Annotated in this window: 12 protein-coding genes; 6 read left to right on the top strand and 6 right to left on the bottom strand. The window is 67.7% G+C overall.

All coding sequences use genetic code 11. The features are described from left to right. Nucleotides 1-41 precede the first annotated feature (41 nt). Both NM2_RS23575 and NM2_RS23570 read right to left on the bottom strand, forming a co-directional pair. Nucleotides 42-299 (bottom strand): alpha/beta fold hydrolase, encoded by a 258-nt coding sequence (locus NM2_RS23575; protein WP_157121263.1) that lies wholly within the window; start codon nucleotides 297-299, stop codon nucleotides 42-44. After that, entirely contained in the window at nucleotides 245-874 is a 630-nt protein-coding gene (locus tag NM2_RS23570) for an alpha/beta fold hydrolase (RefSeq protein ID WP_157121262.1), read from the bottom strand. The genes NM2_RS23575 and NM2_RS23570 overlap by 55 nt, the downstream gene beginning before the upstream one ends. Before the next feature lie 237 nt (nucleotides 875-1111). Here NM2_RS23570 and NM2_RS23565 point away from each other — a divergent pair, with 237 nt between their 5' ends. Both NM2_RS23565 and NM2_RS23560 read left to right on the top strand, forming a co-directional pair. Next, complete coding sequence (locus tag NM2_RS23565) at nucleotides 1112-2347, top strand: multidrug effflux MFS transporter (RefSeq protein WP_067672847.1); 1236 nt, start codon at nucleotides 1112-1114, stop codon at nucleotides 2345-2347. Nucleotides 2348-2394: 47 nt separating this feature from the next. Continuing rightward, on the top strand, nucleotides 2395-3132 hold the full coding sequence (locus NM2_RS23560; protein WP_067672844.1) for a GntR family transcriptional regulator: 738 nt from the start codon (nucleotides 2395-2397) through the stop codon (nucleotides 3130-3132). Nucleotides 3133-3255: 123 nt separating this feature from the next. Here the strand turns inward: NM2_RS23560 and NM2_RS23555 are convergent, their stop codons facing one another. After that, a complete protein-coding gene (locus NM2_RS23555; protein WP_067672841.1) occupies nucleotides 3256-3678 on the bottom strand; it encodes a DUF6924 domain-containing protein in 423 nt (140 codons plus the stop codon). 447 nt (nucleotides 3679-4125) lie between these two features. Next, nucleotides 4126-4746 (bottom strand): hypothetical protein, encoded by a 621-nt coding sequence (locus NM2_RS23545; protein ID WP_067672836.1) that lies wholly within the window; start codon nucleotides 4744-4746, stop codon nucleotides 4126-4128. Between the two features lie 375 nt (nucleotides 4747-5121). Between NM2_RS23545 and NM2_RS23540 the strand changes: the two genes are divergently transcribed. The 3 genes from NM2_RS23540 to NM2_RS23530 all read left to right on the top strand — a co-directional run bounded on the left by NM2_RS23540 (nucleotide 5122) and on the right by NM2_RS23530 (nucleotide 8599). Next, nucleotides 5122-5700 carry a DinB family protein gene (locus tag NM2_RS23540; protein WP_369690333.1) on the top strand — a complete coding sequence of 193 codons (579 nt, stop codon included), beginning with the start codon at nucleotides 5122-5124 and terminating at the stop codon, nucleotides 5698-5700. 131 nt (nucleotides 5701-5831) lie between these two features. After that, nucleotides 5832-7181, top strand: coding sequence for a long-chain-fatty-acid--protein ligase (locus NM2_RS23535; protein ID WP_067672833.1), 1350 nt, complete (start codon nucleotides 5832-5834; stop codon nucleotides 7179-7181). Then, a complete protein-coding gene (locus NM2_RS23530; protein ID WP_067672830.1) occupies nucleotides 7178-8599 on the top strand; it encodes an acyl-CoA reductase in 1422 nt (473 codons plus the stop codon). Before NM2_RS23535 ends, NM2_RS23530 begins: the two co-directional genes overlap by 4 nt. Nucleotides 8600-8676: 77 nt before the next feature. Here NM2_RS23530 and NM2_RS23525 read toward each other — a convergent pair whose 3' ends face one another. Further along, nucleotides 8677-10368 (bottom strand): DUF885 domain-containing protein, encoded by a 1692-nt coding sequence (locus tag NM2_RS23525; protein WP_067672936.1) that lies wholly within the window; start codon nucleotides 10366-10368, stop codon nucleotides 8677-8679. Between the two features lie 91 nt (nucleotides 10369-10459). After that, nucleotides 10460-11920, bottom strand: a complete 1461-nt coding sequence (locus NM2_RS23520; RefSeq protein WP_067672827.1) for a FadR/GntR family transcriptional regulator — start codon at nucleotides 11918-11920, stop codon at nucleotides 10460-10462. A 136-nt stretch (nucleotides 11921-12056) separates the two neighbouring features. On the opposite strand from NM2_RS23520, the gene NM2_RS23515 reads away from it, so the two are divergent. Further along, nucleotides 12057-13100 carry a zinc-dependent alcohol dehydrogenase gene (locus NM2_RS23515; protein WP_218025970.1) on the top strand — a complete coding sequence of 348 codons (1044 nt, stop codon included), beginning with the start codon at nucleotides 12057-12059 and terminating at the stop codon, nucleotides 13098-13100. Nucleotides 13101-13204 lie beyond the last annotated feature (104 nt).

The raw sequence follows: 13204 nt of genomic DNA, 5'->3' as shown, positions 1-13204 counted from the left end.
CGGGCCGAGCAGTGTTGGCTGGGCCGGAATGCCTTGTGGGCCTACGTATTCGACACGAACCCGACGAACTTCTCGACGAGGGCGACGAAGATGTCCGCCGCGGTGTTCTGGAGATCGTGTGAGCCCGTGGGGATCAGGACGAACTCCGCGTGCGGGAGCGCCGACGCGATGGTCTGCTCCTGACTGGGCTTCAGGATCTCGTTCTGCTCGCCGAGAAGTGCGAGTACGGGGATGCCGCGTCCGTTCACCACCGCGAGTGCGGCCTCGGGATACATGTCCAATTGGACCCGGCGGAACATGGCGAAACGGTCCGCCATCTGCATGCGGATGTAATCCGGTGTCGCCCAGGGCTTCCGGGATGCGTCGGGGGCAGTGGATACGGCGGAGCCTCGCCGGTCCCGGCCGGTCCGGATTCGGCCGGCGGCGGCAGGATTTCCGACGGCGGCACGCGGTGGTCCTCGTCCCGGACCGGCGCCATGGATCCCTCCAGCACGATTCCTCGCACCCGGTCGGGGAGCGTGGCCGCGATCTCCAGCGCATTGGAACCGCCCATCGAGGTGCCGATGAGGAAGAACTCGCCGTCGACGAGATGTTCGATGGCCTCGGCCAGCAGACCGCCGAGTTCGCCGGTGGTCATCGGGCGATCGAGGTCGGTCTTGCCCGCCCAGCCCGGCGGATTGATCTCGATGACCCGGTAGGTTCGCGCCAATTCGTCCTTGGCCGTGGACATCTCGAGCCCGGCGGACCCCGGGATCGACACCAGGGTCACCGCCGCCCCGTCCGGTCCCGCCACCGCGTAATCCAGCGTGAACTCACCCGCTGGGACGGTGAGGTGCCGGAAGTCCGCACCCGGTCGCCGGATCTGCTCCGTCATTCTGTTCTCCTGCTTCAGGCGCACGGCCCGTTCGACGGGCGTGGCGCACGGTCACGGTTGCATTTGCCACTGATATATTACCCAGTGTCGATTCCGGTATTATTTGCCAATAGTGACATTTCAACCGGATCGTGCGATGCAGAATGCCCGACCTTCGTCGAGCCGGGCGCCCGGCGTGGATGCTTCCGCGTGGGGAGGATGGTTCGATCTGTCCCCGGCCGAGAGACGATACTTCGAATGAGTTCACGCACTGTTCCGGTCCGAATCCTGGTGGTACTGGGCGCCCTGTCGGCGTTCGGCCCGCTTTCGATGGATCTGTACCTGCCCGCGCTTCCGGCACTGGCCGGGAATCTGCACACCTCCGCGGCGGCGGCCCAGCTCACCGTGACCGGTTGCATGCTCGGCCTGGCCGCGGGGCAATTCTTCCTCGGGCCGGTCAGCGACCGGTACGGGCGGCGGATACCGCTGTTGCTCACGCTCACCGCCTACGCGGTGGCCTCGCTGCTGTGCGCGGTGGCGCCCTCGGTGGGGATCCTCGTCGCGGTCCGGTTGATCCAGGGCCTGGCCGGTGGCGGCGGCATCGTGATCGCGCGCGCGATGGTCAAGGACCTCTACGACAGCGATACGGTCGCCTGGGCCTTCTCGATGCTCATGCTGGTCTCCGGCATCGCCCCCGTGCTCGCGCCGGTCGTGGGCGGACAATTGCTGCACCTCATGCCGTGGCGCGGCCTGTTCCTCGTGCTGTCGCTGGTCGGCTGCGTGCTGTTGGCGGCCGCGGTGGCGGCGCTGTCGGAGACCTTGCCGCGGGAGCGGCGCAACCTCGGCGGAATCGGGGCCGCGGCCCGGCAGGTGCGGATTCTGGTCGAGGATCGGCGTTTCGTCGGGTATACCGCCGTGCTCGGCCTGGGTTCGGTGATCCTGTTCTGCTACATCGTCATGAGCCCCTTCGTCCTGCAAACCGGTCTCGGACTCGGCAGCGTGGCGTTCTCGCTGATCTTCGCGGCCAACTCGATCGGCCTGATGATCGCCGGGCGCGTCAGCGGGATGCTGGTGACCCGGTTCGGCCCGGACCGGGCGTTGACCGTCGGGCTGACGATGGGCGTGCTGGCCTGTACTGCCTTCGCGGCGACTGCGATTCCCGGGCTGCCGCTCTGGGCGATGTTGCCCTTCCTCTTCCTGGCCGTGTCGTCCGTCGCGATCGTGATGCCCAATGCCATGGCGCTGGCCCTGCTCACGCACGGCAGCCGGGCGGGGACCGCGTCGGGCCTCATGGGGATGGTGCAGTTCGTACTGGGCGGCGTGATCGGTCCGCTGGTCTCGTTGATCGCGGCGACGCCCACCGTGATGGCTGTGACGATGGCGATCGCGGCGGTGTGCGCGGCCGCGGCGCGCTACGGCGCGGCTCGGGTCGTGGCGAGTGCCGACTCGGCCGCACAGACTCCGCCCACCGTGGCGGATCAGGCGGAACGGTGAGGCTCTGCTAGTCTTGCCCCGCTGATATTTCACAGAGACGAGGGACTGTGACCACACCAGCCAAACCGGCGGTATCGCTGGGTGAGGCCGCCTACCAGCGCATCCGGGACGGGATCGTGTCCTGCAAGCTGGCGCCCGGTCAGCGGCTCACCGAGCGGGCGCTGGCCGAATCGACCGGCTTCGGTGCGTCGCCGATCCGCGAAGCGCTCACCCGCCTGGATCACGACGGTTTGATACAAACGGTGCCGCGCAAGGGGTATCGCGTCAGGCCACTGACGATCAAGTCGGTGGACGACCTGTTCGAATTCTGGCTCCTGGTCGGGCCCGATATGACGCGGCAGGGCATTGTGCGCGCCACCGACGCGCAGCTCGTGGAGATCGTCGCTGCCGCTGAGGCGTCGTTGCGACCGGGGGGCGACGCCGCCACGGTCCGGGAGACGGCCATGCGGGGTGTCGCGCTGGCCGAGCGGCTGTTCGAGTTGCTCGCCGAGGCCACGGGGAACGAGTATTTCGTCAGTACCTTGACGCGGTTGTCGGCGGAAATGTCTCGGGTGTGGATGCTGGTCATCGACTCCGAGCTGCTGGATACCGGTGTCACCGCCCTTTCCGCGGAGTTCGTCGCGAGCGCCGCCCGCCGGGACGGCGACGAACTCGCGCGCCAGTGCCGGGCCTACATCGAAAATTCGCACTTGCGCGTGCTGCGTACGCTGGCGCGCTGGCCGTCGGTCATCACCTCCGAGGTCGTCCCCATCGGTCGTTCGGGAGCCGACGCGGATCTGATGTAATAGCTCGCGCAGATCTCCGCCCCGCGAATTCGCCTGCCGCTGCGGCGTATTCGGGATCCACGGCTCGGTGACGCAGCCCGGACGCGTCACGCTGCCCGCCGCCTGAGCGCCGAAACCGGCTGCTCAGGTCATACGCTCGTACACCCCCTCGCCGGCGAAGTCTTCGAAGTCCATATTGGCGAGATCCAGGTTCGTGCAGATCTCGATCGCGGCGTCGGGGAGCAGGCGGAACTGGGTGATGAACTCCTCCTCGTCGTCCTCGAAGGGGTTGCCGTCCCATTCGGTCGTCACGGCCAGCAGGGGATGTCCGGGTTCGCGCATGGTGATGTCGTCGGCGATGAAGATCACCGCCGGTGATTCCGGATGGGGTAGCGCCTCGCATACCCCGCGCAGCACCTGTTCGGTCGGCGCACCAGCTAGTCGGGGATCGGTGACCTGGTGGGGGTCGACCGGATCGTTGTCGAACCACGGCAGGCGAACCTGGTCGAGCACCCGATTCCAGGCGTCCTCGTCGGTGAAGTCGGTGCGGACCACCAGCGGGGTCATACTCCCATCCGTCGATCACCAGGAGCGAGCCGATCGACGCCGCGGGCGCGGGCCTCGGCGCGAGGACGCCGCCGAGCAACTCGCCACCCAGTTCGGTTGCACCGGGGACGATTTCGGCCGTGCGGAACAGCAGAGCGTGGGAGTGCGACGGGTGCACGATCTCCGGCAGGGCGGCGACCTCCGGCACCTTGGCGCCCTTGCGGCGGTGCGGGAATTCCCGCAGTTCGGTCACGAGCTCGCCGTCTCGATGGACGCTGAACGTCGAGAAGCCGCACTCCTCGTCGGGGTGACGCACGGTCGCCACCCACGATGCCGACGTCGCCACCGGCAGGTCGGGATCGTCGGTCAGCAGCAGCGCATGCGCGCCCACAGCGAGGGTCGCCACGATGGTCCCGCCGTCCGGATGTGTTGTGTCCCTGTGCCGTTGGAGTTCGGACCAGGTGCCTGTCACCGTGTGACGACCCCGAGCTGATCGAGGACCTGGCGCGGCGTGGTGTCTCGCGCTACCGCAACGCAGTGACCTGTGCCGATCAATGCGGTGAACCAGGCGGCCAGGGCGTCGTCCTGCGCCAGCTCCGGGGCACGGACCGGCGTGGGCCGCTGCGAGCCAGGGGAGGAGGCCCACACCGGATTCCCCGTGTCGTCGCGCAGCTCGGCCGCGCCGCGCTCGACGACGAGTTCGACGCCCGGTCCCGAAATCTGTTCCAGTACATCGCCGTTCAGCTCGCGCAGGCGCAGGAATCCGTCGTGATCGAGGCTCAGGACGTTCTCCGTGTCGGGGAATCTGTCCCAGTGCGAGGGGCGTCCCCGCACGATCATCCGGACCACGCGACCGTCGTGGAACAACACGGTCGACCCGTCGGCACTGGTCAGCGACTGCCCGCACAGGCTCTCACCGCGGCGCAACGTCGATCCCCGGGGCACCGGCCGGGGTGCGTCCGCGGTGGGCGCGTCGGGGATTCCGGAACTCCACACCACCTCGCCGTCCGCGTCGATCAGTACCAGCTCACCGCTGTCGCGCAGCTCGAGTCGTCGCACGCCCAGCCATGGGGTGCTGGTGCCCCACACGTAGTGGGCGTCAGGCGATCGCCGTCGCTCAAACGCACCAGTAGACGTGTGGCGGGAATCCACTCCGCAGCCCCCCTCGCGCGCCGCCACATCCGAAATGCGAACGCGGACAACTCATCCGACATCGGCCCCACCGATCCTCCTCATCTGATCCGAACGCCGAAACGAATTCCCCCGGCGGCACATCGTCCTGTGCGACGGTCTCGGATATCGGACCGCGGCCCCGAAAGCGATTGCCGCGAACCCGATCTCGGCAAACCCCGGTGCGGCCCGATATCCGTGTGCGGGACAGAGCATAGGCACGGCCACCGACACATTCCCGCCGAGCGGCATCCGCCCCGGTCAGCGCCGGGTCCCGGAATCGGATCTGCCATCATGGCCACGCGGCAGGGCGACCTGTCCGGCCGACCGAATTCGCCGCCGCCCCCGCCGATCCGCAACGCCGAGAGAATCGAGCCGACGATGACATATTCCATACCGCTGCTCACCGTGGGCACGGAGCGCGAGTTGCTGGAGGGTGTGCTCGATCGCAATCGGGCCGAACTGGCCAACGCGGTGCGCGGGCTGTCCGAGCAGGATGCTCGTCGCCGGCTGGTCGCGTCGGTGACCACCCCGATCGGGTTGGTCAAACATGCCGCGGTCGCCCAGCGGATCTGGTTTCAGCACATTCTGGCGGGTCTGCCCAAGAGCGCATGCGATGGCGGCACGACGTCGGGGGATGCGAGTTTCGTTGTCGGCGACGAGGAGACCGTGGCCGATGTGATCGCCGAGTTCGAGCGCGTCAACGAACGTTCCCGTGCGATCGCCGCCGGATTCGATCTCGACGAGATCCGGACGCATCCCACCCTGGGCGAGGTCAGCCTGCGGTTCATCTACCTGTTCCTGATCGAGGATCTCGCGCGGCACTGCGGTCACGCCGACATCCTGCGCGAGCAGATCGAACACCCGCTGTAGCGCGCTCCCGGCCTGGTCTTTCCCTCTGCCTCTTGCGTCGCGACGCGATCCGCGAATAATGATACGCATGAGATGCCATTTATCGAACCCGCAGTGACGGCGCCGACAGCTACAGAGGAAGGACGCTCCTGGTGGGCTCAGCTACAGAAGAACTGACGCGACTCGTGGATGCCGAGGACCGCTTCGACCACTCACACGCCGATCTGCGCGAGATGCAGATCCAGGCGATCGACGAGCGGTTCCAAGACCGCAGGGACAGGATCAGGCTGCTCGGGCACCGGGCCGCCGAAGCCGGTATCAGCGCGGTTCGCACCCTCGACGACGTTGTGCCGCTGCTGTTTCCGCACACCGCGTACAAGAGTTATCCGGAGAGCTTCCTGATCGACCAGCGCTGGGACCGGCTGGGCAAATGGCTCGGTACCGTCTCCCCGTATCCGATCGCGCCGATCGAGACCGCCGACATCGACGGAATCGACGAGTGGATCACGCGATTGCAGGCCGCGGGCCACTACGTCTCGTGCTCCAGCGGCACCACCGGCAAATCCGCGATGCTGCTCGCCTCCGAACGCGATATGGCGTGGTCCCGCAAGGACACCGTCAATGTCTTCTCCTGGGGTTCGGGCGTGCGGCCGGGCCGGGACCGCCGGATGATGGGCGTCGCACCCACCGCCGCGGTGCCCAAGAACCTGATCACCGGCGAGGCCCAGGAGGCCGCGTTCGGCGATCCGGACAAGAAGCGATTCCGGCTGCCGATCCCGCCGCTGACCGTCGGCGCGCTCACCATGATGGTGGTGCTGCGCAAGAAGATGGCCGACGGCACCGCCACGCCCGCGGAACTGATCGCCTTCGAACGCACCTCGAAAGAACGTCAGGAGACGCTGGACAACGCGCTGGTGGCGGCCGCCGAGGCGTTCATCGAGTACCGCGCGGACAAGCTCTACATCGGCGGCATGTGGAACGCGCTCTATCACGTCGCCAAGCTGGTGCGCGAACGTGGTTACGCGGCAAAGGATTTCAACCCGGACAACTGCATCTACGTCGGCGGCGGGCTCAAGCGCGCCCAGTTGCCCGAGGACTACCAGCATTTCGTGCACGAGACGTTCAACATCCCGCCCGACCGGGACTTCCAGAACTATTCGATGCAGGAGCTCAACTCCGGTATGCCCAAGTGCCGGCGCGGCGATCGGTATCACGTGCCGCCGTGGGTGGTGCCGTTCGTGCTGAACGAATCCGGCGATGCCCTGCTGCCGCACGGCTCCGGCGAGATCGAGGGCCGGGCCGGATTCTTCGATCTGTCCCTGGACGGGCGCTGGGGCGGGGTCGTCACCGGGGACAAGATCTCCCTGGATTTCGATCAATGTGCTTGCGGGGCAAAGGGTCCGTCGGTACGCAACAATATCGTCCGCTATGCGGACATCGCCGGTGACGACAAGATCGGTTGCGCCGGAACCGTCGATGCCTATGTGCGAGGACTGTCGTGACCACTGCCGATATTCGCGAAACCGCTTCCGAGCCCGTTGTTTCCGCACCGTTCTTCCTGCGCGGTGAACTGGTCGAGGGCGAGGATGTGACGCATCGCTCGCGCGACCTGGGTGTCACCTTCGCCACCCCGGTCATCGATCTGGACAAGGCGGTGCACCCCCGCGCCGAGGTCCCGCCGCTGCTGAACGTGCCGCTGGCGGAGATCATCGATTTCCTGGTCGCGACCGGCGAACGGTTGCGCGACCCGGACAATCCCTTCGTGCGGGACTGCATCGATCGCATGACTTCGACCCATGTGCTGCCGCGCTCGGTACTGGAGGCTCAGGTCGTCGGCGCTGCTTATTATTTGGACAAACGTCTGCTGGAAACCGTTGTCGCGCAGAACTTCCCCGATCCGCGGGCGCTGGACGAGTGGATCCCGAAACGGGATTTCACCGGCCGCAGGAGTTTCGTGCGGGCCTTCGCCCCGCGGCTGATCCATGTGCTGCCCGGCAATTCGCCCGGCACCGCGGTGAAGTCGATCGCGCAGGGGGCGCTGGTCAAGGCGGTCAACCTGTTCAAGATGTCGTCGAGCGATCCGTTCACCACCGTCGCGATCCTGCGCACGATGGCCGACATCGATCCGGACCACCCTGTGGTGCAATCGATGTCGGCGGTGTACTGGCGCGGCGGGGACGACGCGGTGGAGCGGACGCTGTACCGGCCGCAGTACTTCGACAAGATCGTGGCGTGGGGCGGCGGCGACGCCATCGACAACGTGATCAAGTACCTGGGCCCCGGTTTCCAGCTGGTGTCCTTCGACCCGAAGACCTCGATCTCGATGGTGGGCCGACAGGCGTTCGACTCCGACGAGGCGCTGGACACCGCCGCCGAACTCGCCGCGACCGATGTCATGGTGCTCAACCAAGAGGCTTGCGTGGCAAGCCGTTTCGTGTTCGTCGAGGCGAGCGCGGACGAGGTGGACCGGTTCGGGCAGCGGCTGCACGAGCGCATCGTGGCCAAGGCCGCGAACTCAGGCGACACCCGCCCGCTGGACGGCGAGCTGCGCGATCAGGTCGACATGCTCACCATGCTGGACGAGTTCCGAGTGTTCGGCCGGACCGACGGGACCGGCCTGGTGATCCGCTCCGACGAGCCGGTCGACTTCCACCCGATCAACAAGATCGCCAACGTGGTTCGGGTCGACTCGCTCGATGACGCGGTGCGGTACGTCAACGTCGCCACGCAGACCGTCGGGTTCTACCCCTTCGACCGCATGGCCGACTACCGCGATCGGCTGGCCAGCGGTGGCGCGCAACGCATCGTCCGGCTCGGCGAGGCGGGGCCGAGCACCATCGGCAACCCGCACGACGCGATGTATCCACTGCACCGGTTCGTGCACTGGATGGCCCACGAGGACGGTGTCCAGGAGCGGTAGGGCGGAAATCGCGCGGTCCGCCTCATCGCGCGTCGTGGATGAGGCGGACCGGCTTGTACCGCAGACCTTTTCGGCGATCAGAGCCGGGAGAGCTCGTCCACCAGATCGTCCAGGCCGAGGGAGCCCTGGGACAGGGCGGCCATATGCCAGGCTTTGAGGTCGAACGCGTCGCCGTGGCGTTCGCGGGCGTTGCCGCGGCCGAGAAGCCAGGCGCGTTCGCCGAGTTTGTAGCCGATGGCCTGCCCCGGAATGGTGAGGTAGCGGGTCAGTTCGCTTTCCACGAAATCGGCTGGGCGGCTGCTGTGTGCGCCGAAGAATTCCTGTGCGAGTTCGGGCGTCCAGCGTTCGCCCGGGTGGAAGGGGGAGTGCGCCGGGATCTCCAATTCCAGGTGCATGCCGATGTCCACGATGACCCGGGCGGCGCGCATCATCTGGGCGTCGAGGTAGCCCAGGCGCTGTTCGGGGTCGGTGAGGTAGCCGAGTTCGTCCATGAGCCGCTCCGCGTACAGCGCCCAGCCTTCGAGGTTGGCGCTGACGCCGCCGACGGTGGCCTGGTATCGGGAGAGGTTCTCCGCGACGTGGACCCACTGCGCGAGCTGGAGGTGGTGTCCCGGGACGCCCTCGTGATACCAGGTCGAGACGAGGTCGTAGACCGGAAAACGGGTTCTTCCCATGGTCGGCAGCCAGGTGCGGCCCGGACGGGAGAAGTCCTCCGAGGGTTGCGTGTAGTAGGGCGCCGCGGCTCCGCCGGGCGGTGCGATGCACGACTCGACGCCCCGGACTCGTTCGGCGAGTTCGAAATGCGTGCCGTCGAGTTCGGCGATGGCCTGATCCATCAAGCCCTGGAGCCAGTCCCGGACCTCGTCGACACCTTCGATGTGCTTGCCGTGGTCGTCCAGGTAAGCCAGCGCGACCCATGGCGTTTCGGCGCCGGGCAGAATCTTCTCGGCCTCGCGCCTCATCTCGTCGAGCAGGCGGTGGAACTCGGACCAGCCGTACGCATACGCCTCGTCCAGGTCGAGGTCCGTGCCGTTGAAGTACCGCGCCCAACGTGCGTAGCGTTCGCGGCCCACCGTGTTCGGCGCGCCCTCGATCGCCGGTGCGTACACATCGCGCATCCAGTCGCGCAGTTCGACCACGGCCGCGGTCGCTGTGCGGGCCGCTTCGTCCAGCTTCGTGCGCAGCGATCGCGGGCCCGCGGCGGCGAATTCCTCGAACCAGCCGCGGCCTTCGCCGTCGACGTCGGCCCACTCGGTGAGCTGCTCGATGAATGTGGCGGTCGGGCGCGGCGCGGCGGGCAGGTTGCGCCGCAACCCGAGCGCGAGCGATTCGCGGTAGCCGCCCAGCGCGGCGGGGGCGGCACGCAGCCGTTCGGCGATCGCCGCCCAGTCCTCGTCGGTCTCGGCCGGGGTCACGGTGAACACATCGCGTATCGCGTGCGGGGGCGTGTCCATATTGCCGACACGCCGCAAACCCTCCCCGGCCTCGTGGACCGCCAGCTCCGCGGTCAGCCGCTCGCGCAGCAGCCGAGCACACCGGCGTTCGATGTCACTGTTCGCGCCCGGCCGGCGTTCGGCCTCGTCGAGCCGCTCCAGCGTCCGACGCGCCAATGCGGCGAGAGCCTCCTGACCCGCGGGCGACGGGTCGGGCAGTCTGCTCGAACTCTCCGGTACGCCAAGGTAAGTGCCGGTCACCGGATCGAGGGCGATGAGCTCGTCGACGTAGGCGTCGGCGACCTCCCGGGGCAGCGGATTCGTGGTCTGCGACATGTGGCCCATCCTCGTACGACCCGTCACCGGTGTCACTCGAAAATCGCAGCACCGGTCACGGGATGTTGCGGTCGTTGTACGACAAGGGGTTTCAGCGCCACCCGGGGGTGAGGGTGTCGAGGTGGCGGCGCATGCGGTGACGTGCGATTCCGGCGTCGCCGCGCAGGATCGCGTCGAGGATATGGGCGTGGGCCTGCGCGTCGGGCATCGGTTGTTCGTGTCCGGCTGCGTGTCGTCGGAACAGCTCGGTGAGGATCGAAAGAAACAGCGACAGTACGGGATTGCCTGCGAGCGCGGCCAGTTCGGTGTGGAACAGATCGCCCTTGTCCGGATCCTCGGACGGCTCCTCCGACGGCCGGCGCACGGCCCGGCCGAGCCGTTCGGCCGCCACGGGATCGCCCTCGGTGAGTCGTTCGGTCACCCGGGCGACGATGCCGAGTTCGATGGCATTGCGCACGGTGTGCAGATCCGCGGCGCTGACGCCCTGATACTCCAGATACAGCGCCATGGTGTCCACGCTGGCCTGTGGTTCGGGTGCGGCGACGATCAGCCCGCCGCCGGGGCCGCGGCGCATCCGGGCCACCGAGTGGTATTCCAGCAGCCGCACCGCCTCGCGCAGGACCGCGCGGCTGACGCCGTATCGGGTCAGCAGATCGGTCTCGGAGCCCAGCACCATGCCGACCTGCCAGCCGCGTTCGGTGATGTCCTCGTGGATCCGGCCCGCGAGAACCTCCGCGAGTTTGGCCCCGGGCCCCTCGACCGCTTCTGGTTCGACCACCGCGCCCGTGATCCGGGAGGCGCGTGGCACGCGATACTTCTCGATCCACGCGGCCACCGATTCCAGGTGCGCGGCCAGCGCGGTCTGGGCGCGTGCGCCGTCACCGGCGATCACCGCGTCGGCGACGGCACTGTGCTCTTCGTGCCTGACCGCTTTGGACTCCGCGACCTCCGCTCGCGAGAGTTTGCGGGAGGTGTGGGTGTATCGCGCGGTGAGACGGGTGAGCACGTCGATGAACAAGCGCAGCACCGCATTTCCCGACAGCGCGCCCAGCATCAGGTGCAATGGGTCCTCGGACGAACTCTCCGGATCGTCCCGGCCCGCGAACTCCTCGGCCAGGATCGCGCGCAGAGTCTCGATGCCCTCCTCGGTGATCCGGTCGGCGGCCAGGCCCGCGGCGATGGGCTCGAGCAGCAGCCGGGCCTCGAGCAAGTCCGCGACGCTGGTGCCGACGTATTCCAGGTAGATGACGATCGCCCGGGTGGCCGGACCGGCATCGGGCGCGCAGACGAACAGGCCGCCGTTGGGGCCGCGCCGCATCCGGGCGACCTGATGGTGTTCGACCAGGCGTACCGCCTCGCGCAGCACCGACCTGCTCACCCCGAACCGCTCGCGCAACCCGACCTCCGAACCCAGCGTCTCGCCGACCGGCCAGCCCCGCCGGATGACGGTCTCCTCGATGCGATGCGCTATCCGGGCGGCCAGCGTGCCGCCGGATTCGGTCTCGATACGCGGCTCACCGTCGGCTGATTCGGTCTCGACGGCACTCGCCATGGACGCTCCTCGGGGTTCGGGATCCTCAGTGTAGGCAGCGACGGCCCCGCCGATCGTCGTCGTCCGTGACGCTGGCGATGATGTAACTGGCTAGACCATCGGTCCGTCCGGAGAAAGCAGGTGGCAGATGTCCTCGATGAAGCTCGTACAGACCGGCGACGTGGACCAGATCCGGGTCGTCGAGATCGAACGGCCGGTTCCCGGTCCGAACGACGCGCTGGTGCGGATCCGTGCGTGCGGGATCTGCGGCACCGATGTGACCTTCCTGCACATGGGCGGCACGCCGATCGACGCGCTGGGCAATCGGCTCGGCGCGGGCGTGCTGCGTTCGCTGCCGCTGGGGCACGAACCGGCCGGTGAGATCGTCGAGGTCGGGGCCGAGGTGAGCGGGTTGCGGGCCGGGGATCACGTCGTGGTCGATCCGCAGGCCGCGCCCTCGGGCATCATCGGCTGCGGCGGTGCGCTCGGCGGGATGGGCGAATACCTGCTGATCGAGAACGCTGTCGTAGGGAAAAGTGTTGCGGTACTTCCTGATTCGATACCCTTCGAGGTCGCCGCGCTGAACGAGCCGATGGCCGTTTCGCGGCACTGCGTGAACCGCTCGGAGGCCGGGCCGGGTGACAAGGTAGTGGTGTTCGGGGCGGGTCCGATCGGTCTGGGCGCGGTGATCTGGCTGAAACTGCGCGGCGTGGCGCATGTGGTGGTGGCCGATGTGATCGCCTCGCGGCTCGAGACCGCGCTGGCGGTCGGGGCCGACGCGGTGATCGACTCCTCGACCGAGGACGTCGCGGCGCGGCTGCTGGAACTGCACGGCGAGGGCCGCAACGCGCTCGGGCAGCCGCGTCCGGACACCGATGTCTACCTCGATGCCGCGGGCGCGGCCGTGGTGGTGAACACCGCGCTGCGCAGCGGTAAGTGGGGTGCGAAGCTGGTGGTGGTCGCCGTGCACAAGCAGCCCGAGCCCATCGATATCGGCGCGATGCTGCGCAGTGAGATGGTCATCATCGCCTCGCAGGGCTATCCGACCGAGATCTTCGAGGTGACGCCCGAGATCGCCGAGCATGCGGAGCGTTTCGCGAAACTGATCAGTCACCGGGTGCCCTTCTCGGATGTGGCACGCGCCTTCGAGCTTGTCCTCACCCCGGGCGCGGCGGAGAAGGTGGTTGTCACCTTCGACTGATCGCCCCCGCGCGCAACCCCTGGATAAATGGTGACTCTCGCGTATCATTATGGTGGCTGGTAACCATGCGCGATGCCAGAGATCGTGCTGAAAGTTCTTGGGAG

The sequence above is a fragment of the Nocardia miyunensis NBRC 108239 genome, from assembly GCF_001613065.1.
Taxonomy (GTDB): domain Bacteria; phylum Actinomycetota; class Actinomycetes; order Mycobacteriales; family Mycobacteriaceae; genus Nocardia; species Nocardia miyunensis.
The sequence above is the reverse complement of the archived record's forward strand: the minus strand, read 5'-3'. Positions and strand labels throughout refer to the sequence as shown.